Genomic DNA, 22,287 nt, shown 5'->3' on the forward strand with positions numbered 1-22,287 from the left:
GTCAGCCCCGGTGACGCGCGAGGAAGTCCAGCAGCACCGGGAAGTACGCGTGGGGCTCCTCATAAAAAGGCATGTGGCTGCTGTTGGGGAACACGTGCAACTCGGCATGCCTGGCGGCCCGCTTCATGCGATGCGCGCAGGCGGGCGTGAGCTCATCGTGCTGGCCGGTGGTGATCAGGATCGGCATCTTGAACTCGGCCATCTCGGGGATGCGGTTCCAGTCCTTGAGGTTGCCGATGTAGAGGAATTCGTTGGGGCCTTGCATGGTTTCGTACGGGCCCATGTTCCAGTCGCCGAGCGAGCGCTTGACCGGCTCCGGCCATTCATCCAGGCGGCAGACGTGGCGGTAGTTGAGCAAGGTGATGGCGGCTTGGTACTGCGGGTGGTCCAGGGTGCCCATGGCTTCATGACGCTGCATCATGGCCACGGTCTCGCTGCCGAGGGCGCCGCGCAGGCGTTCGAGTTCCTGGGACAGGTGCGGGATGTCGCCGACAGTGTTTTCGAGGATCAGGCTTTTCAGCGCATCGGGGTAATGGATGGCGTATTCGATGCCCAGCCAGCCGCCCCAGGAATGCCCGAGCAGGTGCACGCGGCCCAGGCCGAGGGCCTGGCGCACGGTTTCGACTTCTTCGACATAACGGCTGATTTCCCACAAGGAAACATCAGTCGGTCTGGCTGATGCGCCGGTGCCAAGCTGGTCGAATGCAACCACTCGCAGGTTATGCGCTTTGAGCCAGCCATGGGCGTCGCGCAAGTAGTCACACGGCAGGCCCGGGCCGCCATTGAGGCACAAGAGCACCTCATCGCCAGCGCCAAAGCTGTAGACCACGAGGTTATGGCCGTCGACTTGCACGTTGTACTGCTGGTCGGGGGCAATTTCACGCCACATGCATACATTCCTTGTGTTGTATCGGCCTGGCGGGTAGCGGCCGTTTATCAGGCCAACACTACCGAGGATGCCGTGCGTCCATAACCTAGTATTTCTTATAGGTTTGGCCTGGCAGTCCTTCGCCGGGGCGTGGCATTCTACTTGCCGCAAGTCGAGATTCAAATGAATTCGGGAGCAGAACGGATGCTGACCAGGCTGACTGCCTTCAATAATCGTCTGATGCCGGGCAGGAGCCTGGATGAACAGATGGACAATACCTTTATCCTGGCCCAGCAACTGGGCTTCGACGCGCTGGTGTACGACTACACGCCGGTGCCCATCGACCAAGACGGCTCGCTGATCACGCCCTCGGTGCTGGAGCTGCGCAACACGCCGCCCGACTGGCATGCGTTATGGTGCAGCGAAGGGTTTTACCAGATCGACCCGGTGCAACACCTGGCCCTGAGCACGGTGTCCCCGTTCGTATGGTCCTACGAGGCAAAAGCCCAGACCGCACTGCAGAAAATCATCGACCCCTGCCACGCCCCCGTGTCTTCTTACCTGCATGAGCGCCAACTGACCTGCGGCGTCAGCGTGCCGATTCACCTGCCTCGCGGTGGTTTCGCGTCACTCACCGGCTTGCGCACCGGCAAGGCCAGCACGGTGTTGAAGGATGCGCAGCAGACCCTGGCGGACTTCAGCCTGATCACCCATGCCCTGCAGGAAGCGGCCTACCCGCTGTTCAGCAAAGAGCTGCGCACTTACCCGCATATTCGCCTGACCAAACGCGAGCGTGAATGCCTGAAATGGGCTGCCGATGGCCTGACCGCTGCCGAAATCGCCACCCAGTTGAGCCGCTCGCTGGCGGTGGTCACCCTGCACCTGGCGTCGGCGATGCACAAGTTGGGGGCCAAGAACCGCGTGCAGGCGGTGGTTCGCGCCACGCATTACCGCTTGCTGGAAGACTGAACCTTCGGCAAAACCTAGCTGTTTTGCTAGTTACTTAAACCTCGTGTGCGGACTATCGTATCCCTGATCCTTTTTTTTCAGAGCAGGGTACGAAATGGAATTCATCGAGAAAGTCCGCGAAGGTTATGCGGCATTCGGCGCCTACCAGACCTGGTACCGCGTCACTGGCGACCTGACCACCGGCCGTACACCGTTGGTGATCATCCACGGCGGCCCCGGCTGCACCCATGACTATGTCGACGCCTTCAAAGACGTGGCTGCCAGCGGCCATGCGGTGATTCACTACGACCAGTTGGGCAATGGCCGCTCCACCCATTTGCCGGACAAAGACCCGTCGTTCTGGACCATCGGCCTGTTCCTTGAAGAGTTGAACAACTTGCTGGACCACCTGCAGATCAGCGACAACTACGCGATCCTCGGGCAATCCTGGGGCGGCATGCTCGGCAGCGAGCACGCGATTCTGCAGCCGAAGGGCTTGCGCGCGTTTATCCCGGCCAACTCGCCCACCTGCATGCGCACGTGGGTCAGCGAAGCCAACCGCCTGCGCCAACTGCTGCCTGAAGGCGTGCACGAAACCCTGCTCAAACACGAACAGGCCGGCACCTACCAGGACCCGGAATACCTCGCCGCCTCGCGGATTTTTTATGACCAGCACGTGTGCCGCGTCATCCCGTGGCCGGAAGAAGTGGCCCGCACCTTCGCAGCGGTGGACGCCGACCCGACGGTGTACCACGCCATGAGCGGCCCGACCGAGTTTCACGTGATTGGCAGCCTCAAGGACTGGAATGTGATTGGCCGCCTGTCGGCGATCAATGTGCCGACTCTGGTGATTTCCGGCCGACACGACGAGGCGACGCCACTGGTGGTCAAGCCGTTTCTGGATGAGATCGCGGACGTGCGCTGGGCGCTGTTTGAAGATTCCAGCCACATGCCCCACGTGGAAGAGCGCCAGGCGTGCATGGGGACCGTGGTGAAGTTTCTGGATGAGGTGTGCTCAGTGCCGCACAACGTCCTCAAGGCGGGCTAATTCCCACTGTGGAAGCGGGCTTGCTCGCGAATGCTGGGTGTCAGTCAATGAAGGTTTCGACTGATCCAGCGCATTCGCGAGCAAGCCCGCTCCCACATTTTTAGACTTCGGTGGTTTCAGGTTTTACGGCCTTCCTTGGCACGTCAGCCACCACCGGAATCTCTTTCCCTTCAGCATCAAACAACTTGCCGCCGCTGAAGTAATCCCCATCGCGCAATGCCGCCACATCGTGGAAGCACAAACTGCGCTCAGTGCCCGCCACGAACACCGACTGCTGGTCCGAGTTACCCGCGGTGAAGTGGTTGAACGCCAGGTTCAACAGGATCGCCATGATCGCCGACGAACTGATGCCCGAGTGGAAAATGGTCGCGAACCAGGTAGGGAAGTGGTCGTAGAAGTTCGGCGCCGCGATGGGGATCATGCCGAAGCCGATAGACGTGGCCACGATGATCAGGTTCATGTTGTTGCGGTAATCCACCTTGGACAGCGTGCGAATACCACTGGCCGCCACGGTGCCGAACAGCACGATCCCGGCGCCGCCGAGCACCGATGTCGGCACGGCCGCGATCACCCGGCCCATAAACGGCAACAGCCCCAGCACCACCAGAAACACCCCGCCCGTGGCCACCACAAAGCGGCTCTTTACCCCGGTCACTGCCACCAGGCCGACGTTCTGGGCGAACGCGCTTTGGGTGAATGAACCGAAGATCGGCGCGAACATGCTCGACAGCATGTCGGCGCGCAAACCATTACCCAGGCGTTTGGAATCGACCTTGGTGTCGATGATCTCGCCCACCGCGAGGATGTCCGCCGAGGTTTCCACCAGGGTGACCATCACCACGATGCACATGGAAATGATTGCCGCCACATGAAAGGTCGGCATGCCGAAATGGAACGGTGTGGGAAAGCCGAACATGGGCCCCTGGGCCACACCGGAGAAATCCGCCATGCCCAGAAACACCGCGATCACAGTGCCGATCACCATCGCCAACAGAATCGACAGCCGCGAAATGGCCGCGCTGCCGATCTTGCTCAGCAGCAACACCAGCACCAGTGTCAACGCGGCGAGGCCGATATTGGCCATGCTGCCGAAATCCGCCGCGCGGCTGTTGCCGCCCATGGCCCAGCGTGCCGCCACTGGCATCAGTGTGAGGCCAATGGTGGTGATCACAATGCCGGTGACCAACGGCGGAAAAAACTTGGTGATCCGTGAGAACACCGGCGTGATCAGCAAGCCGATAAACGACGCGGCCATCACCGCGCCGAGAATCGCCGGTAGTCCGCCGGCGCCATCACTGCCGACTATCGCCACCATGGTCGCCACACCGGCAAAGGACACGCCCTGCACCAGCGGCAGCTGGCAGCCAAAAAATGGCAGGCCCAGGGTCTGCAACAGCGTGGCCAGGCCACCGGCAAACAGCGACGCGGCGATCAACAGGCCGATATCCGCCGGCGACAAACCGGCCGCCTGGCCGACGATCAACGGCACGGCAACGATGCCGCCGTACATGGTGAGCACATGCTGCAGGCCGTAAGCCATGTTGGCGGCGGTGCCAAGATTCTCATCTTCTGGCCGCTGCGGTGACGCCTTCGGGATAGTCATGGTGAGGGGTTCTCTGTTTTTGTTGTGCGAACACTGTATGCAATGTTTGGACTGCATGTCCATAGAGTTGTATACAATCAATCGAACAAGATACCCTCCATCGGCGTTACAAAAACAATCCGGCCGTCATGAGCCAGAACGCCAAAGGACCTAAAACAATGAAAAAGGCATTACAGGGCGCAACCGTTGCATTGACCCTTCTCGGCGGTGGGGAGGCTGTCGCGGTGGAATGGATGAACAACAGCGTAGGATTTCGCTATGGCCAACACTTCACCAATCCGAACAACCCCGATGATTTCAGCAAACGCATCTACAGCTTTACCCACGCCAGTGGCTACCAATACGGCAGCAACTACCTGAACCTGGATGTGTTCCTGTCCGACAGCCACGACCCGCGCAAGGGCACCGACCATGGCGGCAGTGAGGTCTACGCCGTTTACCGGCATCAACTGTATGCATCGCGGGTGTTTGATGTGCCGCTCGGCACTGGGTTGATCAAGGATTACGCGCTGACACTGGGCTTTGATGCCAACCGCAACAACAACGTCGCCTCAGCCAAAAAGCGCGCACTCGTGATCGGCCCGACGCTGAAGTTCAACACGGTCGGTGTGTTGGACCTGAGCCTGATGTACTACAAGGAAAAGAACCACACCGGCATCCCCGGCGCGCAGGAGTCAAACCATACGTTTGACGACACCTACATGCTCAACCTGACGTGGATGCGCCCGTTCGACATCGCCAACCATGCGGCGAAATTCCAGGGTTTTATCAATTACGTCGGGGACAAAGGCGAGGACTACCATGGCCGCGACACCGCGCCAGAAACGCTGATGCGCACCGCGCTGATGGTGGCGGTGCGGCCGGGTAAAAACGTGAAGCCGAACCTGTATCTCGGGGTGGGCTATGAGTACTGGCACAACAAGTTCGGCGTGGACGGCGGCCGGGGGACTCGGACTTCCACGCCAACGCTGAACATGGAAGTCACGTTCTAACCCCTGAAGAAACCCAATCAACTGTGGGAGCTGGCTTGCCTGCGATGCAGACACCTGAGTACTTCGGAATCACCGAGGCGATGCTATCGCAGGCAAGCCAGCTCCCACATTTTTGATCGCAGTGCAGATTTAAGCGTTTGCGAGTTCCGAGTTATCCGTCTTCGGCCGCGCCAGCCAATACCCCAGCACCGCCAACGGCGCCGTTGCGAGCATCACAATCACGGTGATCAGCAACGGCTGGTCAATCATCGACGACACCAGCAGGCTGCTGAGAAAGCACAGCCCCAGCTGCAGGGTGTTTTGCAGTGCCGCTGCCTTGCCGGAATTTTCCGCAAACGGCATCAGCGCATTCGCCACCACGATCGGGTAACTGGCACCGTTGACCAGCGCCATCAGGCAGAACGGAATCAGCAAGGTGGTCAGGGTGGGCACGGTCAACGTGGCGACCAGGTACAACGCCACCATGCTGATGCAGTACGCCACCAGTAACCAGGGCAGCAGGGTTTTGCCCTGATAGCGCTGCAATGCGCTGCGGCAGCTGTAACCACCAATCAGAAACGCCAACGTCGGCAGCACGTAGCTCAGGCCGATGTCATTCGGGCTGTAACCCATGTCGCCCAAAATGAAGGGCGAAGCCGTCAACCAGGCAAAGAAACTGGCCGAGCAGGCAGCGAAGATCATCACGTTGCCGGTGAACACGCGGGAGGTCAGCAACTGCCCATAACCGAGGCGCGAAGGTTCGCCCTCCTCTGCCCGACGTTTGGGCATTTTGCGCAGCAACAACGTCGGCAGCAGCAACAGCAGCGACACGCCCAGCAGTACACCGAAGATCGCCTGCCAGCCGAAGTGATTCAACACCATGGCGCCCAGCAACGGCGCCAGGGCCGGTGACAGCGACATCAGCGGCATGATGCTGGCGAACACGCGATGCGCCTTATCGGCCGGATATCGGTCGATCACCAGTGCCTGCCAGCTCACCGCCGCAGAACACACGCCAATCGCTTGCATAAAACGCAACGCCAGCAGTTGCGGCGCGGTTTCGACCCAGAACATGCCCAGGCAACCCACTACAAACAGGCTCAGGCCCGCCAGCAGTATCGGCTTGCGCCCGAGGCGGTCGGACAACGGCCCCCACAACAACTGCCCCACCGCAAAACCGGCGAGGAAAATACTCAAGCTGGCGCCCACGGCACCCGCACTGATCTGCAACTGCTCGCCCATGGCGCCGAACGCCGGCAAGTACATATCCATGGCGAGATAACCGAGCATGCTCAGCCCCGCCAGGTACCACGTGAAACCAAAAGAATTTTTCATTGAAGCCTTGCTGAACTTGCCATCAAACTATTTGCTGACTGGCGCCCATTATGAAGCTGACAGTTTTGGTGTGAAGCGATAATAATTGGACACCTCTATCAAATATTTTGAAGGCAAACATCATGTGGTCCGAATACTCGCTGGATGTGGTGGATGCCGTGGCGCGCCACGGCAGCTTCAGCGCGGCCGCCCAGGAACTGCACCGCGTGCCTTCGGCCATCAGCTATACGGTGCGTCAGCTCGAGGAATGGCTGGCGGTGCCGCTGTTTGTGCGGCGACATCGTGACGTGGAGCTGACCCCGGCCGGCCGTCTATTTATAGACGAAGCCCGCGGCGTGATGAAAAAAATGCTCGGTACACGGCGTTTGTGCCAGCAGGTGGCGAATGGCTGGAGCGGCCAATTGAAGGTTGCGGTGGATTCCATCGTCAAACCCCAGCGCTGCCGGCAACTGGTGCTGGACTTCTATCGGCAGTTTCCCGAGGTGGAATTGCTGTTGGAATACGAGGTGTACAACGGCGTATGGGATGCCCTGGCCGATGAACGCACCGACATTGTGATCGGCGCCACCAGCGCGGTGCCGGTGGCCAGCCACTTCACCTTTCGCGACATGGGCCTGCTGAACTGGCTGTGTGTGGTCAGCGCCAGGCATCCGCTGGCGGCGCTGGACGGCTTGCTCAGTGACGATCAACTGCGGCCGTTCGCCTCGCTGTGCATGACCGACACCTCGCGCAACCTGCCCAAGCGCGACACCTGGACCCTGGATAACCAACGCCGGCTGGTGGTACCCAACTGGTCCTCGGCGCTTGATTGCCTGCGCGATGGCCTGTGCGTGGGCATGGCGCCGGCGCATCAGGTGTTGCCGTGGATCGAATGTGGCGAGCTGGTCGCGCTGCAATTGCGTCGGCCGTTCCCGGCCAGCCCATCGTGCGTGGCCTGGGCGCAGAGCAAATTGTCGCCGGCGATGAGTTGGTTGCTGGAGTACCTGGGCGATACCGACACCATGAATCAGGAGTGGCTCAACGGCCCAGATCTGTGAAAGTCACACGGATTCAATGTGGGCATGTGTGGGAGCTGGCTTGCCTGCGATGCAAGCGCCTCGGTCTTAATGTCAGACCGAGGTGATGCTATCGCAGGCAAGCCAGCTCCCACACTTTTACCGGGTTTCAGTCCAATAAGCGGGCGATGGCCCTTACGATCATCTCCACCTCCTTGGCCTCCAGCGTCAGCGGCGGCAGCAGGCGGATGATCTTGCCGCGCGTCACATTGATCAGCAGGCCGTGCTCGTGCGCTGCGCGATAGGCCAGATCGCGATAAGGCTGTGCCAGTTCGATCCCGACCATCAGGCCTTGCCCGCGAATCGCCAGCACCTGCGGATGCTCGCTCAACTCCACACGCAGCCGCGCCAACAGCCGCTCGCCCTGTTGCGCGGCGTTCTGCAGCAGGCCTTGCTCTTCAATAATGTCCAGCACCGTGCAGCCCACGCGGCAGGCCAGCGGGTTGCCGCCGAATGTGCTGCCGTGGCTGCCGGGTGTGAACAGCTGGGCCACAGCGGCCCGGGCCAGGCAGGCGCCGATGGGCACGCCATTGCCAAGGCCTTTGGCCAGCGTCATCACGTCCGGCACGATGCCTTCATGCTGGAAAGCAAACCATGCGCCGGTGCGGCCGATGCCGGTCTGGATTTCATCGAGCATCATCAGCCAGCCGTGGCGCGTGCAATGCTCGCGCAGGGCTTTGAGGTAGCCGGGCGGCGCTGGCAGCACGCCACTCTCGCCCTGGATCGGTTCCATCAGCACCGCGGCAATGCGCGGGCCGAATTGTTGCGTGATGGCTTCCAGCGCCGCCAGGTCGCCAAACCCGACCTTGAGAAAATCCCCCGGCAAGCGCTGAAACCCCAGGCGCACCGACGGCCCGTCGCTGGCCGCCATGGTGCCAAGGGTGCGCCCGTGAAACGCATTTTCCATCACGACCACCAGCGGCTCTTCGATGCCCTTTTTCCAGCCATGCAGCCGTGCGAGTTTCAGCGCTGTTTCGTTGGCTTCGGCGCCGGAGTTGTTGAAGAACGCACGGTCAAGGCCAGACAACTGTGCCAGGCGCTGGGCCAGTCGTTGCTGCCAATCAATGTTGTAGAGGTTGGAGGTGTGCAGCAACAGGCCCGCCTGTTCACTGATCGCCGTCACCAGCCGAGGGTGGGAATGCCCGACATTGGTCACCGCCACGCCGGCGACCGCGTCGAGGTATTCACGGCCCTGCTGGTCCCACAGGCGCGTACCCAGGCCGCGGGTGAAGCTCAGGGCCAAGGGTTGATACGTGGTCATCAGGCAGGCGGCGGTCATGGTGGCAGGCTCCAGTGCATCATGGTGATGGCACCAGTATCGTTAGCCACCCGAGCTGGATAAACTGCGCATTCCTGTAATGACTTTAAACCAAGGCTTGATAATGGATCTGTTCCAGGCAATGTCGGTGTACGTCAAGGTGGTGGAGAGCGGCAGCATGACGGCCGCCGCGCAGGAATGCGGGATGTCGACCACCATGGTCGGCAATCACCTCCGCGCCCTGGAGCAGCGCCTGGGCGTCAGCCTGCTCAAGCGCACCACGCGCAAGCAAAGCCTCACCGAGTTTGGTGGGCAGTATTACCAGCGCTGCCTGGAGGTACTGGGGCTGGTTGCCGACTCTGAAGTGTTGGCGGAGCAGGCCCACAGCGAAACGCCCAAGGGCAACCTGCGCATTACCGCGCCACCGGTATTCGGCACCGAACGCCTGACGCCTGCCCTGAGCGAATTTTCTCAGCGCTACCCGCTGATCAACCTCTACGTGGTGCTCAGCAACGAGCGGATGGACCTGGTCGACAGCGGCTTCGACGTAGCAATCCGCCTTGGTGAGCTGGAAACCTCCAGCCTGATCGCCCGGCCCATGCAGGCCTACACCCTCACCCTCTGCGCTTCACCGGATTACCTGGCACGCCGCGGCACGCCGCAGACACCCAGTGACCTGCAGCACCATGACTGCCTGGCGTTCGCCTACCCCGCGACCGACAACTGGCGCGACTCCGACAAACTCTGGCGCTTGACTGGCGGGGAAGGCGAGGTGGAGGTGCCGGTGTCCGGGTCATTGACCATCAACAGCTCGCAAGGCCTGCGCCAGGCGGCCCTGAACGGCATGGGCATCATCATGTTGGCCGATGCCCTGGTACAACCGGACCTGGAGAGCGGCAAGCTGGTAGCCTTGTTAACGTCCTACACGCTACCCCGCCGCCCCATGCACCTGCTTTACAGACAGGACCGCTACCGCCTGCCCAAGCTGCGCGCCTTTGTGGATTTCGCCATGGAAAAATGGGCGCGCTAAAAGTCCACGCCCAACGCCCGCAGGCGCGCCGCAGTACGCTCGGCCGACACGTGATGAATACCTTGCCAACCGAGGGCGACGGCGGCCTCGACATTGCCCGCCACGTCGTCGATAAACACCACCTCGCCCGGCTGGATATCCGGCAGATGGGCGCGCACCTGGCCGAGGCTCGCGTGATAGATCGCCGCGTCCGGCTTAATTTGCTTCAGCTCGCCGGAGACCACAATGTCGCGCAAATACTGCAGGAACGGGTAGTTGGCCCGCGCATAGGGAAAGGTTTCAGCCGACCAGTTGGTCAGCCCGAACAGCGGCATACCGGCTTGATGCAACGCCTCGAGAATCGCCACACCTTCTGGCAACGCGCCGCGCAGCATTTCGTGCCAACGGTCGTAATAGGCCTGGATCAAGGGTGCGTGTTCCGGGTACTGCTCGATCAGGTGGCGCGTGCCTTCGGCCAGGCTGCGACCGGCGTCCTGCTCGGTGTTCCAGGCTTGGGTGCAAATGGTGTCGAGAAAGTGTTGCCGCTCGTGATCGTCGGCAATCAGCTGGCGGTACAGGTGGTGCGGGTTCCAGTCGAACAGGACACCGCCGAAATCAAAAACTACTGCACGAATCGTCATCAGATCCTCCGTTAGCGTGGCTTGATAGCCGAAGGAGTCTGGCAGATTAAGGGCAGTGGCGGGAGCGCGATGGCGTTTAGGAGGGTTTTGAGTTCACACAAAGCAAATGTGGGAGCGGGCTTGCTCGCGAAAGCGGAGTGTCAGCCCCTGTATCTGATACTGACATACCGCATTCGCGAGCAAGCCCGCTCCCACATTTTTTGACCGTGTTTAGGCTTGGATCAGGCCTTTGATCTTCACGGTCGGGTTCACATCAGCTTCGTAATCAACGCCGTCGATTTCAAAACCGAACAAACGCAGGAACTCAGCCTTGTAACCGGCGAAGTCGCTGATTTCGTTAACGTTGTCGTCAGTCACCTGGTTCCACAGCGCCGCCACGGCGTCCTGGACTTTGGGCTCCAGCTCAGCCAGGTCGGCACGCAGGCGGCCGTCGGCATCCAGTTTCGGCTCTTTGCCGTACAGGCTGTCCTTGAACAGGCCGTAGACCTGCTCGATGCAGCCTTCGTGGGTACCCTGCTCTTTCATCACTTTGAACAGCAGCGACAGGTACAGCGGCATGATCGGGATCGCCGAACTGGCCTGGGTGACCACCGCCTTGAGCACCGACACACGGGCGTCGCCCTTGAGTGCAGCAAGGTTGTCGCGCAGGGTCAGGACTTTCTTGTCGAGGTCTTTCTTGGCTTCGCCGATGGAGCCGTTCCAGTAGATGTCCTGGGTCAGCTTTTCACCGAGGTAGGTGAAGGCGGTGGTCTTGGCGCCTTCAGCCAGCACGTCGGCGTCACGCAGCGCGTCGATCCACAGCTGCCAGTCCTCGCCGCCCATGACTTTCACGGTGCCGTCGATTTCTTCCTGGGTCGCAGGCTCAAGCGTGGTATCGACCACAACGCCTTTGTCGGTATTGATACCGCGCAGGGTCACGGCCTTGCCGATCGGCTTGAGGGTGGAGGTGTGCACCACGCCTTGCGGGTCGGTACGGCGTGGCGCGGCCAGGCTGTACACCGCCAGGTCGATTTTGCCGAGGTCTTTCTTGATGGTTTCGATGGTCAGGCGCTTGATCTCGTCGGAGAACGCGTCGCCGTTGATGCTCTTGGCGTACAGGCCTTTTTCAACGGCAAACTTCTCGAACGCTGCGCTGTTGTACCAGCCGGCGGAGCTCAGCTTGCCTTCTTCGCCTTCTTTCTCAAAAAACACACCCAGGGTATCGGCGCCGCAGCCAAACGCAGCACTGATGCGCGCGGCCAGGCCGTAACCGGTGGAGGCGCCGATGACCAGCACCTTCTTTGGGCCGCCTTCGATGACGCCATGCTGGGTGACGTAGTCGATCTGCTCTTTGACGTTCGCTTCACAGCCAACAGGGTGAGCGGTCACACAGATAAAGCCACGAACCCGCGGTTTGATGATCATAAAATTTCTGCCTCTTCCAAGGTGCCGAAGGCCAATGGTGGCCATTCAACTTAATCGTACCGGTCTATGACGTCCAAAAAACCGAAGCGTCACGATAGTCGCAAATCTTCTGTTTACAAAATCCAATCAACAAAAGGCCGGATACGCCACCGCGCGGGTTAAAAACTGTGCCAGGCCTTCACAATTTCGCAATATTTAAAACGCCCAGCGCCGCCGGAACCCACTATCATGGCAACATTGTTTCGCTTTGTTTCAGGTTCGGAGCCATGCTTCATGAGTAAAAGTGCTGTTCAAAAAAAGCTGGTCTCAGCCGCCTGGGTGCTGGGCGTTCTGTTGTTCATGTACTGCTTCCCGCGCACCACCCTGGTATTTCTGTTGCTGGTGCTGTTCTGCGGCATTTATGACTTCCTGCGCAACGGCCTGTACGACCGCGACACGATCAAGAAATACTTCGTCGGCAACGGCCGCAACACGTGGATATTGGCGCCGTTCAATACCCTGTTCGACCTGTTCAGCCTGCGCAACCGCCATGTCTACACCATGAACGACCTGCCGCCCGCCTGGCGTGAAGACCTGCAACAGGTAATCGACGACGCCATGGCCCACAAGGACGAAATCATCGGTTACCTGGACGAACGCATGGCCGAGAAAAAGCGCGGCATGTTGTTTTTCCAATGGTACGGCCGCCCGATCGAAACCACGCTGGACATCCCGCAGCTGCGCAAAAAACTGCCGTTCGTGAAGACCATCGGGGTGTCGGTGTTCAACGAAAACCGCTCGACGTCGTTCCACTTCGGCCCGCTGCGCATGATGTTCCGAGTGCTCTACAACATGGCGCCGGCGCCGCACCACGAGGGTGTTTACATCCAGGTGGGCAAACACAAGCATTACTGGCACGACGACCCGCTGTTTATCTTCGATGACACGCTGATGCACGCGTCCTTCAACAAGAACGACGCCAAGCGTTACTGCCTGTTCATCGATATTGTGCGGCCGACCTTGCTGCCCTCCGTGCTCAACGCCGTGATCTCGGGCTTTGCCGGGCTGGTGTTCACCCTGCGTCGGGTTTTCTACAAAAACTGGAAGCTGATTCAGTAAGTTCTGCGGCATGATGGTGCTGGACGGAGTTTGCGCACGGCCTCATGCCTGCCAAACTGTGCGTCTCGTGCGACCGAGTTCGGCGCTCACCATTCTCCAGCCATCGCCACCCCTGGCGGGTGCGGTGGCTGTGCTTTCAAGGAATCAGAATGCCCCAACGTCAAGTCATCAATGCCTCCGTCAGCCCCAAGGGCAGCCTCGAAACCCTGTCCCAGCGTGAAGTCCAGCAACTGAGCGAAGCCGGCACCGGCAGCATCTACACGTTGTTCCGCCAGTGCGCTTTGGCCATCCTTAACACCGGCGCGCACATCGACAACGCCAAGACCATCCTCGACGCCTATAAAGACTTTGAAGTGCGTATCCATCAACAGGATCGCGGCGTACGCCTGGAACTGTTGAATGCGCCGGCCGACGCCTTCGTCGACGGCGAAATGATCGCCAGCACCCGCGAAATGCTGTTCAGCGCCCTGCGCGACATCGTCTACACCGAGAACGAGCTGGACAGCCAGCGCATCGACCTGAGCAATTCCCAGGGCATCACCGACTACGTGTTCCACCTGCTGCGCAACGCCCGTACGTTGCGCCCGGGTGTCGAGCCGAAAATCGTGGTGTGTTGGGGCGGCCACTCGATCAATACCGAAGAATACAAATACACCAAGAAAGTCGGCCACGAACTGGGCCTGCGCAGCCTCGACGTGTGCACCGGCTGCGGCCCTGGCGTGATGAAAGGTCCGATGAAAGGCGCGACCATCTCCCACGCCAAACAGCGCATCACCGGCGGCCGCTACCTGGGCCTGACCGAGCCGGGCATCATCGCTGCCGAAGCGCCAAACCCGATCGTTAACGAGCTGGTGATCCTGCCGGACATCGAAAAACGCCTGGAAGCCTTCGTGCGCGTCGGCCACGGCATCATCATCTTCCCGGGCGGCGCCGGCACGGCTGAAGAGTTCCTGTACCTGCTGGGCATCCTGATGCACCCGGACAACCGCGACGTGCCGTTCCCGGTCATCCTCACCGGGCCGAAACATGCGGCGCCGTACCTGCAACAACTGCATGCCTTCGTCGGTGCCACCCTCGGCGAAGCGGCGCAGGCGCACTACCAGATCATCATCGACGACCCAGCCGAAGTCGCGCGCCAGATGACGGCCGGGCTCAAGGCCGTGAAGCAGTTCCGCCGCGAGCGCAACGACGCCTTCCACTTCAACTGGCTGCTGAAGATCGACGAAGGTTTCCAGCGCCCATTCGACCCGACCCACGAAAACATGGCCAGCCTGCAACTGAGCCACGCCCTGGCGCCCCACGAACTGGCCGCCAACCTGCGCCGTGCGTTCTCGGGGATCGTGGCCGGTAACGTCAAGGACAAGGGCATTCGCCTGATCGAGCAGCACGGCCCGTACGAAATCCACGGCGACCCGGCCATCATGAAACCGCTGGACGAGCTGCTACAGGCGTTTGTCGCCCAGCACCGCATGAAGCTGCCGGGCGGTGCCGCGTATGTGCCGTGCTATCGCGTTGTGCAATGAATTAGCGCTGTACCGCCACACATTTGATTTCCACCAGTAACCCGGGATGCGCCAGTTCTGACACGCCGATGGTCGTCCAGGCGCAATGCCCGCGTGGGAACAGGCGGTTTTTCACCTCGCGAAAAACCGCCATGTGCTGGCTCATATCAACGTGATACGTGGTCATGTCGACCACGTCTTCAAAACGGCAGCCGCCCTCCTCCAATACTTGCCGCAGGTTCTCCCAGGCGGCGATGAATTGCGCCTCGGGGTCTTCTATCACGGCCAATTCCGGCGTGCGACCGACCTGGCCTGCGCAATACAAAGTGTTGCCAACTTTTACGGCAGGCACGTAGCCCGCGCGCTCTACGATGGGTTGCATGGCGGGCGGGATGATGCGGTGGCGGTCGGTCATAGCTTGTATCTCTTGGGGGCTCTAAAAAGCGTGTGAACGTGAAAACTTCGAACTAGGGTTTTACCTGTTCCCACCCACGCCTACCAGCAGAGCGACCTATGGACCAACGGATCTTGTCCTTCATCAATCCTTACCTTAGGGTAAGGAACATTACGATGGAGATCTTCACTATGGCGACCGCCACACTTACTTCAAAAGGGCAAATCACCATCCCTGTCCAAGTCAGGACCGCACTCGGCCTGGAAACCGGCGACCGGGTTGAATTTGTCGAAACGGAAGACGGCAAGTTTTCCATCATCGCCGCGAGCAAAACCGTTCATGACCTCAAGGGGTTGATCCGCAAGCCCGCCCAGGCCGTGTCGATTGACGACATGAACCGCGCCATCGCTGCGCAGGGAGCAAAAGCGCAATGATCGGCCTGGATACCAATGTGCTGGTGCGGTATGTCACCCAGGATGATCCCGTTCAGTCGCCGAAGGCGTCCGAGCTGATCGAATCGCTCACCACGCTTTCGCCGGGTTTTGTCAGCCAGGTGTGCGTGGTGGAACTGGTATGGGTGTTACAAAGCTGCTACCAATCGGCCAAGAGTGACGTGGTGACGGTTCTGGAAACGCTGCTGCGTACGCGTGAATTGACCGTCGAACATGCCGAGATCATCTGGCAGGCGCTGCGACGATTCACGGCAGGCAAAGCCGAGTTTGCCGACTACCTGATAGAGCGCTGTGCCCATGCGGCAGGCTGTGAATACACCGCCACCTTTGACCTCAACGCGGCCAAGGCCACCGGGATGAAACGCCTGACCTGAGGCAGCGTTGCAGTGAATTGCGGGCTTTGGTAAAAACCGCCTCTACCCTTGATCGAGAGAAACCCAACGTGCGCACGCTTTTGCTCGCAGCCTTGGCCCTGACGCCGACCTTTACCCTGGCCGACACCATCGCCTGGCCCGATCTGCCGCAAACCTGCTTCGTCAGCGGCCGCCCCGCCACCAGTGTGGATGTCGACACTGGCTGCGCGGCGTTCCTGATCAATGTGCAAGGCAAGGCAGCGGGCACGCCGATCAAGCTGGATATTCCCCAGTACGCCCTGCATGTGGACGAAGCCACCGGCAAGGAAACGCCGGTGATCATCATCCAGGCCGAAGAAAACGGCGAGATCAAGGCGGTGGGCTACAAGGAATTGGGCACCGATCAGCTCGGTGCCGCGTTACTGCGGGAGGTTCGGCTGCTGGGTACCCAAAAGCCGACCTAGTGTTTTTTGCAGGCGCCAACCAGCTCACGCCTGCGGCCAGGGTTCAGCGAACCCAGCCACCGCCCTGCCAGTGGTAACCGTCATTGCGCTGCACCCAATGCGGATGCACATAACGATAGCCTTCGCGCACTTGCTCCCAATGGCCGTGCACCGCGACGTATCGCCCGCCGGCCCAGCGCCAGTAGCCACGTGACCAGACATAACCGTAGCGCGGCGCCGGTTCGACCTCGATCACTTGAACCGGCGGCGGTTGCGGCGCGACCACTTCGACATACTCACGCTGTACCGGCCCGCGCTCATGCACCACACGCTCTTGCACACACCCGGACGCTGCGACGACAACCGCCGCCAATGCCGCATAACGTAGCAACATACAAAATCCTCGGGCGCGTACGCCCCGCACCTGCACCAGTAAAAAATGCCCCCATGTTTCAGCCGCGCTCCTGCTTGGCTATGGGTTCTTTTTAACAGGTGATGTCTGTCGGCTTGCTGAACCTGCGGACCTCAGGAAGTACAGGCGACGGTCGGTTGTTTCAGACGCACCAGCACCAGCCCCGCCACCACCACTGCAATGCCGGCGTAGGTTGAGCCCTGGATCGCATCGCCAAACATCAACGCCGCCCACACCAGGGTGACCGGTGGCTCCAGATAGACCAGCGCTGCCACGTGGGTCGCTGTCATTACCCGCAACAACATCCACAAGCTCAAATACGCGACGAATGTGGAAAACACCGTCAGCCAGGCGATAGAGATCAACACGTCCGAGTCATGAGGAACACTGAAGGTGCCGGTATAGAGCACGGCGCCGGAAAAGCCGATCAGCGTGAACAACGACTGGATGAACAGCGGCAACACCAACCCCGCGTCCTGGCGCTGCGCGGCCCGGCGCTCGTACAAGGTCGCCAGCGTCAGCCCCAGCGCTGCGGCCAGTGGCAACAAATACATGACAAAGCCGACGCTCTGCCCGCCACTGCTGTACTGCCCGGCGATCACGATGGAGACCCCGGCAAAGCTGATGGTCAACCCGACCCACTGCCGACCACCGCTGCGCTCGGCAGCGCTGCCGGTCGACAATGCCGCCGTCATCAACGGCTGCAGCGCCGCGATGATGGCCGCAATGCCGGGCGGCAATCCGTTTTGGATCGCCATATACAGGCAGCTCAGGTAGAGGAACTGCGAGAGAAAGCCGATCACGGCGTAATGGCGAATCTGAGCCCAGGTCACCTTCAACAGCTTCACGTTCAAAAACAGCCCCAGGCACACCGACACCAGCAGGAAGCGCCAGAACAGCAGGTTGAATGCCCCGCTGCCTTGCGTACCCAACTTGGCGCCGATGTAGCCGGAGCTCCAGGACAGCACAAACGCCACCTGCAACAGCAGCCGTTTCAAGGTTGATCGCGTCATGAGGCCTCCCGTCAGTGCACGTTGACTGAAAGGCTAAGGGCCGCGCATGCTTCTGTATATTTGAATTACTTGCACTATAAATTCGCAATAGTGGAATCATGGCCAAACAACTGAACATCGACTTGTTACGCACTTTTCACGCCGTGGCGCGCTTTCGGCGCTTCAACGAAGCGGCCGAGCATGTGCACCGCAGCGCATCGACCGTGACCACACAAATTCAAAAGCTTGAGGAGCAAATCGGCCAGCGCCTGTTCAGCCGCAGCAACCAGGGCGTGGAGCTGACCCTGTATGGTCAGAAACTGCTCGGCGAAACCACCGAGTTTCTCAAGAGCCATGACCGCCTGCTGATCGCGCTGATGCCACAGCGCATGCAGGGCAAGATTCGTCTGGGCATTCCCGATACCTATGCGCCGGCGTTCATGCAGGCGTTTTTGCCCCGCTTGATCGCCGACAACCCCTTGCTGGAGCTGGAAGTCGAAGCGCGCACCAGCGGTGAACTGTTGAATATGTTTATGGCCAATCAGCTCGACCTGGCCATCACCGTCAGCGCACAACCGCTGGCTCAGGGCGAACGCCTGGGGCCAGTGCAGCCGTTGTGGGTGGCGGCCGAGGGCTTCAGTTGCGCGCCGAATGCGGCGCTGCCGATCACCGTGCCCGTTGCCGGCTGCCCGTACCGTGCGGCGGCGTTGCAGGCGCTGAAGGATCACGGGATTTACCACCGGGTATTGCTGGAGAGCCCCAATTCCACGGCGGTCGAGGCCTGTATCCGCAGCGGCGTGGCGGTGGGGTTGATCGAACAAAGCCGCATGGGCAGCGGGCTGACGCAAAAGATTGCAGGGTTCGAGTTACCCCCACTGCCGGTGCATCATCTGTACCTGCTGTGCGATAGCAGCAATGCACTGGCCCTGCATCTGTATGCGCAGGTAAAACAGGGCTTCCACATTTGAGCCCTCACGCCTGGCCGAAGCGCGCCAGCACCGCCTCGACAAACCGCCGCAACTTGGCGGTGCGCTGTCGGTTGGCGGTGTAAACCAGGTGCATGGGGCGGCAGGGCGCCTCAAATGCCGGCAGTACCCGCACCAACTCGCCCCGGGCCAAGGCCGGACGCAGGAAGTCTTCGGCGCCCAGCAAGATGCCGAAGCCATCCAGTGCCGCCGACATCAATGCCCGGCTTTCGTTGATTTGAAGGCGGCTGGCGACCTGCACCGTGTAGGGCGTCGCGCCCTGGTGGAAGACCCATTCACGGTCCGCCGGGCGTGACCAAAAGGCGTAGCCCAGGCATTCATGTTGCGCCAGGTCCGCCGGGCACTGTGGCGTCCCTCGCACCGCCAGATACGCCGGCGCCGCGCACACCGCCAAGCGATAAGGTGCCAAGGGCCGGGCCGTTAAACCGGTGGTGGCCAAAGGGCCGATACGGAACGCCGCCTCATAGCCTTCCTCCACCAGGTCGACGAAACGATCCGTCAGGTGCAGGTCAATTTCTACGTCCGGGTTGTCACGCAAAAACGCGGTAATCAGCGGCATCAGGCTGTAGGAACCGAAGGTGACCGGGGCGGTGACTCTCAGCTTGCCGCGCGGCGTGTCATTCATGACCTGGGCGAGCGAATCGGCAGCCTCGGCCTCCGTCAGGATATGTTTGCAGCGTTCGTAGTACGCGTGCCCCAGCTCGGTCAGGCTTTGCCGACGCGTGGTGCGGTTGAGCAAGCGCGCGCCGAGGCGTTGCTCCAGGGCGGCAACATGCTTGGCAACCATTTGCGCGGACAGGTTCAAGCGCTCGGCGGCGCGGGCGTAGGAGCCCAACTCGGCGGCCATCACAAAGGCATGCATGCTTGAAAGACGGTCCATCATTCCCTACTCCCAGTAACAACACCCACGCCAAAACGCTTATTTATCGCCAGCCAGTTGCCAATCATCATAACTGCTCGATGACTTACGAGGAGCAAGACCATGAAGATCGGCGTGATTGGAGCAGGTTTCATCGGGCGGGCCGTGGCACAGCTGGCGCTGGCCGCCGGGCATGAGGTGATGCTGAGTAATTCTCGTGGCCCGCAGACCATGAGCAGCGTGCTCAGCGGCCTGCTCGGCGTTGAGGTGGGCAGTGCCGAGGACGCCGCCCGGTTTGGCGATGTCGTGCTGGTGGCCATTCCGTTTGAACACTACCGCAGCGTGCCCGCGCAATGGCTGGAAGGCAAAACGGTGCTGGACGCCAACAATTACTACCCCAACCGCGACGGGCATATCGCCGTGCTGGACCGCTTTGAAACCACCACCAGCCGGCTGCTCGCCGAGCATCTACCGCATTCCCACGTGGTCAAGGTGTTCAACGCGATTTTTGCCCCCGACCTGACGCAAGACGCCCGCCCCCACGGCGCGCCCGACCGCCGTGCACTGCCGGTGGCTGCCGATGACGCCGCAGCGAAGGCGCAGGTCATCAAGCTGCTCGACGAGCTCGGTTTCGACGCCGTAGACGCAGGAGGGCTGGATGAAAGCTGGCGTTTTGAGCGGGCAAAACCTGCGTACTGCGTGCCGCTGGACCAAGCGGGTTTGACTGCGGCGCTAGCAGCTGCCGAACGCACGGTGGAACTGCCGCCGGTCGAACGCGTGCGTGCCTGAACACGCGCGCACAAAAAAGCCCGCTGACCGTGACCGGTTCAGCGGGCTTCTTACAGCGGTTTAACCTTTGGCTTACAGCGCCAGGTCAGACGCCGGCTTGCTCGGCTCAGCCGCAGGCTTGGCAGCCTCGGTGGCTTCGGTTGCCTTTGGCGCGTTCAACTGCGGAATCGCAGGCGGTGGGGTCAGTTGCAGGATGCCGGCAGTGTAAGCCCACTCCTTCGCAACAGCCTCAGGGCTGTCATTCAGCTTGGTGCCGTAGCTCGGTACGATCTGGTGCAGTTTTGCCTGCCACTCAGGGGTCGCGACCTTGTCTTTGAACACTTTCTGCAGCACGGTGAGCATGATCGGAGCCGCGGTCGACGCGCCTGGCGATGCACCCAACAGGCCTGCGATGGTGTTGTCGGCGGAGCTGACCACTTCGGTGCCGAGTTTCAGGACGCCGCCCTGCTCTTCGTCACGCTTGATGATCTGCACGCGCTGACCGGCTTGCCACAGGCGCCAGTCTTCTTTCTTGGCGTTCGGGAAGTACTCTTTCAGGGCGTTGTAGCGGTCGTCATCCGACAGCATCAGTTGGCCGGCAAGGTACTCGACCAGTGGGTATTCACGAATACCGACTTTGGTCATTGGCCAGATGTTGTGGGTAGTGGTACTGGTCAGCAGGTCCAGGTACGAGCCTTCTTTCAGGAACTTGGTCGAGAAGGTCGCGAATGGGCCAAACAGGATTACACGCTTGCCATCCAGCACGCGGGTGTCCAGGTGCGGAACCGACATCGGTGGCGCGCCAACCGAAGCCTTACCGTAGGCCTTGGCCAGGTGCTGCTCGGCAATCGTTGGGTTATCGGTCACCAGGAACGAACCGCCCACTGGGAAGCCCGCGTATTCCTTGGCTTCAGGAATGCCCGACTTTTGCAGCAAGTGCAGTGCACCGCCGCCGGCGCCGATGAACACGAACTTGGCGTCGGTTTCAGTCTTGGTGCCGTCTTTCAGGTTTTTGTAGCTCACACGCCACGAACCGTCGGCGTTCTTGGTGATGTCCTGCACTTCGCTCGACAGTTTCAGATCAAACTTCGGCGTGGTCTGCAGGTGGGCCACGAACTGGCGGGTGATCTCGCCGAAGTTCACGTCGGTGCCGATCGGGGTCCAGGTGGCCGCGATTTTCTGGTTCGGGTCACGCCCTTCCATCATCAGCGGAACCCACTTGGCGATCTGCGCCGGGTCTTCGGAGTACTGCATGCCAGCGAACAGCGGGCTTGCTTGCAGGGCTTCGTAGCGTTTTTTCAGGAACTTGATGTTGTCATCGCCCCACACGAAGCTCATGTGCGGTGTGGAGTTGATGAACGAACGTGGGTTCTTCAGCACGCCCTGCTGGACCTGCCAGGACCAGAACTGACGGGAGATCTGGAACGCTTCGTTGATCTCGACCGCTTTCGGGATCTCAACGGTGCCGTCCTTGTTTTCCGGGGTGTAGTTCAGCTCAGCCAGGGCCGAGTGACCGGTACCGGCGTTGTTCCAGCCGTTGGAGCTTTCTTCAGCCACGCCATCCAGGCGCTCGACCATCTCCATCGACCAGTCCGGCTGCAGCTCGTTGAGCCATACACCCAGGGTCGCACTCATGATGCCGCCGCCGATCAGCAGCACATCGACTTTCTTTGCCTCTTCCGCGTGAACGGAGGTGATCCCCATCGACAAAGCCAGCCCCAGCAGGGCAGTGTTTACTTTTTTAAACATCAGTAGCACCTATGATAAAACGCCATCCGCCCTACCGCCCCTGAGCATGGGCAACCCTCTATCACGCCGCGCCAGGCAGCGCGCCGCGGGGTTTGCACATTTACGAGAGAGCCGCAGGGTGGGCACACAAGGCCGACGT

The 22,287-nt window shown here is 60.6% G+C and carries 23 protein-coding genes; 12 read left to right on the top strand and 11 right to left on the bottom strand.

Going from position 1 to position 22,287, the window contains the following annotated elements:
* Position 1: 1 nt before the first annotated feature.
* Positions 2-889, bottom strand: coding sequence for a proline iminopeptidase-family hydrolase (locus AC19YS_RS10030; RefSeq protein WP_200623160.1), 888 nt, complete (start codon positions 887-889; stop codon positions 2-4).
* Between the two features lie 183 nt (positions 890-1,072).
* Between AC19YS_RS10030 and AC19YS_RS10035 the strand changes: the two genes are divergently transcribed.
* Together AC19YS_RS10035 and AC19YS_RS10040 are read left to right on the top strand one after the other, a co-directional pair.
* The gene (locus tag AC19YS_RS10035; RefSeq protein WP_200623162.1) at positions 1,073-1,837 is read left to right on the top strand and encodes a LuxR family transcriptional regulator; all 765 of its coding nucleotides are present in this window, start codon (positions 1,073-1,075) and stop codon (positions 1,835-1,837) included.
* 94 nt (positions 1,838-1,931) lie between these two features.
* Positions 1,932-2,864 (top strand): proline iminopeptidase-family hydrolase, encoded by a 933-nt coding sequence (locus AC19YS_RS10040; RefSeq protein WP_106576885.1) that lies wholly within the window; start codon positions 1,932-1,934, stop codon positions 2,862-2,864.
* A gap of 100 nt (positions 2,865-2,964) precedes the next feature.
* Here AC19YS_RS10040 and AC19YS_RS10045 read toward each other — a convergent pair whose 3' ends face one another.
* Positions 2,965-4,467: a nucleobase:cation symporter-2 family protein gene (locus tag AC19YS_RS10045; protein ID WP_119739254.1), complete on the bottom strand. Its 1,503-nt coding sequence runs from the start codon at positions 4,465-4,467 to the stop codon at positions 2,965-2,967.
* A 158-nt stretch (positions 4,468-4,625) separates the two neighbouring features.
* Between AC19YS_RS10045 and AC19YS_RS10050 the strand changes: the two genes are divergently transcribed.
* A complete protein-coding gene (locus AC19YS_RS10050) occupies positions 4,626-5,459 on the top strand; it encodes a nucleoside-binding protein (RefSeq protein ID WP_200623165.1) in 834 nt (277 codons plus the stop codon).
* Between the two features lie 129 nt (positions 5,460-5,588).
* On the opposite strand, the gene punC is transcribed toward AC19YS_RS10050, so the two are convergent.
* The gene (punC, locus tag AC19YS_RS10055; RefSeq protein WP_106576888.1) at positions 5,589-6,773 is read right to left on the bottom strand and encodes a purine nucleoside transporter PunC; all 1,185 of its coding nucleotides are present in this window, start codon (positions 6,771-6,773) and stop codon (positions 5,589-5,591) included.
* Between the two features lie 122 nt (positions 6,774-6,895).
* On the opposite strand from punC, the gene punR reads away from it, so the two are divergent.
* A complete protein-coding gene (punR, locus tag AC19YS_RS10060) occupies positions 6,896-7,810 on the top strand; it encodes a DNA-binding transcriptional activator PunR (protein ID WP_200623166.1) in 915 nt (304 codons plus the stop codon).
* 127 nt (positions 7,811-7,937) lie between these two features.
* Here punR and AC19YS_RS10065 read toward each other — a convergent pair whose 3' ends face one another.
* Positions 7,938-9,107: an aspartate aminotransferase family protein gene (locus AC19YS_RS10065; RefSeq protein ID WP_200623167.1), complete on the bottom strand. Its 1,170-nt coding sequence runs from the start codon at positions 9,105-9,107 to the stop codon at positions 7,938-7,940.
* Positions 9,108-9,210: 103 nt separating this feature from the next.
* On the opposite strand from AC19YS_RS10065, the gene AC19YS_RS10070 reads away from it, so the two are divergent.
* Entirely contained in the window at positions 9,211-10,116 is a 906-nt protein-coding gene (locus AC19YS_RS10070) for a LysR family transcriptional regulator (protein ID WP_106576892.1), read from the top strand.
* Here AC19YS_RS10070 and AC19YS_RS10075 read toward each other — a convergent pair.
* Together AC19YS_RS10075 and fabV are read right to left on the bottom strand one after the other, a co-directional pair.
* Complete coding sequence (locus tag AC19YS_RS10075; RefSeq protein ID WP_200623168.1) at positions 10,113-10,736, bottom strand: HAD family hydrolase; 624 nt, start codon at positions 10,734-10,736, stop codon at positions 10,113-10,115. The two genes, AC19YS_RS10070 and AC19YS_RS10075, sit on opposite strands and share 4 nt — an antisense overlap.
* 210 nt (positions 10,737-10,946) lie before the next feature.
* Entirely contained in the window at positions 10,947-12,140 is a 1,194-nt protein-coding gene (gene fabV, locus AC19YS_RS10080) for an enoyl-ACP reductase FabV (protein ID WP_500601604.1), read from the bottom strand.
* 273 nt (positions 12,141-12,413) lie between these two features.
* On the opposite strand from fabV, the gene AC19YS_RS10085 reads away from it, so the two are divergent.
* Positions 12,414-13,238, top strand: a complete 825-nt coding sequence (locus AC19YS_RS10085; RefSeq protein WP_106576895.1) for an aspartyl/asparaginyl beta-hydroxylase domain-containing protein — start codon at positions 12,414-12,416, stop codon at positions 13,236-13,238.
* 149 nt (positions 13,239-13,387) lie between these two features.
* The gene (gene ppnN, locus AC19YS_RS10090) at positions 13,388-14,761 is read left to right on the top strand and encodes a nucleotide 5'-monophosphate nucleosidase PpnN (RefSeq protein WP_106576896.1); all 1,374 of its coding nucleotides are present in this window, start codon (positions 13,388-13,390) and stop codon (positions 14,759-14,761) included.
* Between the two features lies 1 nt (position 14,762).
* Here the strand turns inward: ppnN and AC19YS_RS10095 are convergent, their stop codons facing one another.
* Positions 14,763-15,155: a RidA family protein gene (locus AC19YS_RS10095; RefSeq protein WP_106576897.1), complete on the bottom strand. Its 393-nt coding sequence runs from the start codon at positions 15,153-15,155 to the stop codon at positions 14,763-14,765.
* A gap of 155 nt (positions 15,156-15,310) precedes the next feature.
* Here AC19YS_RS10095 and AC19YS_RS10100 point away from each other — a divergent pair, with 155 nt between their 5' ends.
* The 3 genes from AC19YS_RS10100 (at position 15,311) to AC19YS_RS10110 (ending at position 16,403) form a co-directional block, all read left to right on the top strand.
* Positions 15,311-15,568 (top strand): AbrB/MazE/SpoVT family DNA-binding domain-containing protein, encoded by a 258-nt coding sequence (locus tag AC19YS_RS10100; protein ID WP_426179262.1) that lies wholly within the window; start codon positions 15,311-15,313, stop codon positions 15,566-15,568.
* Entirely contained in the window at positions 15,565-15,960 is a 396-nt protein-coding gene (locus AC19YS_RS10105; protein WP_500601606.1) for a type II toxin-antitoxin system VapC family toxin, read from the top strand. The genes AC19YS_RS10100 and AC19YS_RS10105 overlap by 4 nt, the downstream gene beginning before the upstream one ends.
* 68 nt (positions 15,961-16,028) lie before the next feature.
* A complete protein-coding gene (locus AC19YS_RS10110) occupies positions 16,029-16,403 on the top strand; it encodes a hypothetical protein (protein WP_106576900.1) in 375 nt (124 codons plus the stop codon).
* A 43-nt stretch (positions 16,404-16,446) separates the two neighbouring features.
* On the opposite strand, the gene AC19YS_RS10115 is transcribed toward AC19YS_RS10110, so the two are convergent.
* Together AC19YS_RS10115 and AC19YS_RS10120 are read right to left on the bottom strand one after the other, a co-directional pair.
* Positions 16,447-16,776, bottom strand: a complete 330-nt coding sequence (locus tag AC19YS_RS10115) for a YXWGXW repeat-containing protein (protein WP_106576901.1) — start codon at positions 16,774-16,776, stop codon at positions 16,447-16,449.
* A 131-nt stretch (positions 16,777-16,907) separates the two neighbouring features.
* Positions 16,908-17,807: a DMT family transporter gene (locus AC19YS_RS10120; RefSeq protein WP_500601608.1), complete on the bottom strand. Its 900-nt coding sequence runs from the start codon at positions 17,805-17,807 to the stop codon at positions 16,908-16,910.
* Positions 17,808-17,905: 98 nt separating this feature from the next.
* Between AC19YS_RS10120 and AC19YS_RS10125 the strand changes: the two genes are divergently transcribed.
* Complete coding sequence (locus AC19YS_RS10125) at positions 17,906-18,754, top strand: LysR substrate-binding domain-containing protein (protein WP_500601610.1); 849 nt, start codon at positions 17,906-17,908, stop codon at positions 18,752-18,754.
* A gap of 4 nt (positions 18,755-18,758) precedes the next feature.
* Here AC19YS_RS10125 and AC19YS_RS10130 read toward each other — a convergent pair whose 3' ends face one another.
* Complete coding sequence (locus tag AC19YS_RS10130) at positions 18,759-19,655, bottom strand: LysR family transcriptional regulator (protein ID WP_500601612.1); 897 nt, start codon at positions 19,653-19,655, stop codon at positions 18,759-18,761.
* A 99-nt stretch (positions 19,656-19,754) separates the two neighbouring features.
* Here AC19YS_RS10130 and AC19YS_RS10135 point away from each other — a divergent pair, with 99 nt between their 5' ends.
* Entirely contained in the window at positions 19,755-20,420 is a 666-nt protein-coding gene (locus AC19YS_RS10135; protein WP_106576905.1) for an NADPH-dependent F420 reductase, read from the top strand.
* A 72-nt stretch (positions 20,421-20,492) separates the two neighbouring features.
* Here AC19YS_RS10135 and mqo read toward each other — a convergent pair whose 3' ends face one another.
* Positions 20,493-22,148 carry a malate dehydrogenase (quinone) gene (gene mqo, locus AC19YS_RS10140; RefSeq protein WP_124416773.1) on the bottom strand — a complete coding sequence of 552 codons (1,656 nt, stop codon included), beginning with the start codon at positions 22,146-22,148 and terminating at the stop codon, positions 20,493-20,495.
* Positions 22,149-22,287 lie beyond the last annotated feature (139 nt).

The sequence above is a fragment of the Pseudomonas sp. MF08831 genome, from assembly GCF_059862645.1.

Excerpts from the sequence above, each read along its gene's own strand:
- AC19YS_RS10070 (WP_106576892.1), top strand. The coding sequence starts at position 9,211 with ATGGATCTGTTCCAGGCAATGTCGGTGTACGTCAAGGTGGTGGAGAGC.
- AC19YS_RS10085 (WP_106576895.1), top strand. The coding sequence starts at position 12,414 with ATGAGTAAAAGTGCTGTTCAAAAAAAGCTGGTCTCAGCCGCCTGGGTG.
- AC19YS_RS10065 (WP_200623167.1), bottom strand. The coding sequence starts at position 9,107 with ATGACCGCCGCCTGCCTGATGACCACGTATCAACCCTTGGCCCTGAGC.
- AC19YS_RS10115 (WP_106576901.1), bottom strand. The coding sequence starts at position 16,776 with ATGTTGCTACGTTATGCGGCATTGGCGGCGGTTGTCGTCGCAGCGTCC.
- AC19YS_RS10125 (WP_500601610.1), top strand. The coding sequence starts at position 17,906 with ATGGCCAAACAACTGAACATCGACTTGTTACGCACTTTTCACGCCGTG.
- AC19YS_RS10105 (WP_500601606.1), top strand. The coding sequence starts at position 15,565 with ATGATCGGCCTGGATACCAATGTGCTGGTGCGGTATGTCACCCAGGAT.
- AC19YS_RS10045 (WP_119739254.1), bottom strand. The coding sequence starts at position 4,467 with ATGACTATCCCGAAGGCGTCACCGCAGCGGCCAGAAGATGAGAATCTT.
- ppnN (WP_106576896.1), top strand. The coding sequence starts at position 13,388 with ATGCCCCAACGTCAAGTCATCAATGCCTCCGTCAGCCCCAAGGGCAGC.
- AC19YS_RS10075 (WP_200623168.1), bottom strand. The coding sequence starts at position 10,736 with ATGACGATTCGTGCAGTAGTTTTTGATTTCGGCGGTGTCCTGTTCGAC.
- AC19YS_RS10050 (WP_200623165.1), top strand. The coding sequence starts at position 4,626 with ATGAAAAAGGCATTACAGGGCGCAACCGTTGCATTGACCCTTCTCGGC.
- AC19YS_RS10130 (WP_500601612.1), bottom strand. The coding sequence starts at position 19,655 with ATGATGGACCGTCTTTCAAGCATGCATGCCTTTGTGATGGCCGCCGAG.
- AC19YS_RS10040 (WP_106576885.1), top strand. The coding sequence starts at position 1,932 with ATGGAATTCATCGAGAAAGTCCGCGAAGGTTATGCGGCATTCGGCGCC.
- AC19YS_RS10095 (WP_106576897.1), bottom strand. The coding sequence starts at position 15,155 with ATGACCGACCGCCACCGCATCATCCCGCCCGCCATGCAACCCATCGTA.
- fabV (WP_500601604.1), bottom strand. The coding sequence starts at position 12,140 with ATGATCATCAAACCGCGGGTTCGTGGCTTTATCTGTGTGACCGCTCAC.
- AC19YS_RS10030 (WP_200623160.1), bottom strand. The coding sequence starts at position 889 with ATGTGGCGTGAAATTGCCCCCGACCAGCAGTACAACGTGCAAGTCGAC.
- punR (WP_200623166.1), top strand. The coding sequence starts at position 6,896 with ATGTGGTCCGAATACTCGCTGGATGTGGTGGATGCCGTGGCGCGCCAC.
- AC19YS_RS10100 (WP_426179262.1), top strand. The coding sequence starts at position 15,311 with ATGGAGATCTTCACTATGGCGACCGCCACACTTACTTCAAAAGGGCAA.
- punC (WP_106576888.1), bottom strand. The coding sequence starts at position 6,773 with ATGAAAAATTCTTTTGGTTTCACGTGGTACCTGGCGGGGCTGAGCATG.
- AC19YS_RS10135 (WP_106576905.1), top strand. The coding sequence starts at position 19,755 with ATGAAGATCGGCGTGATTGGAGCAGGTTTCATCGGGCGGGCCGTGGCA.
- mqo (WP_124416773.1), bottom strand. The coding sequence starts at position 22,148 with ATGTTTAAAAAAGTAAACACTGCCCTGCTGGGGCTGGCTTTGTCGATG.
- AC19YS_RS10120 (WP_500601608.1), bottom strand. The coding sequence starts at position 17,807 with ATGACGCGATCAACCTTGAAACGGCTGCTGTTGCAGGTGGCGTTTGTG.
- AC19YS_RS10035 (WP_200623162.1), top strand. The coding sequence starts at position 1,073 with ATGCTGACCAGGCTGACTGCCTTCAATAATCGTCTGATGCCGGGCAGG.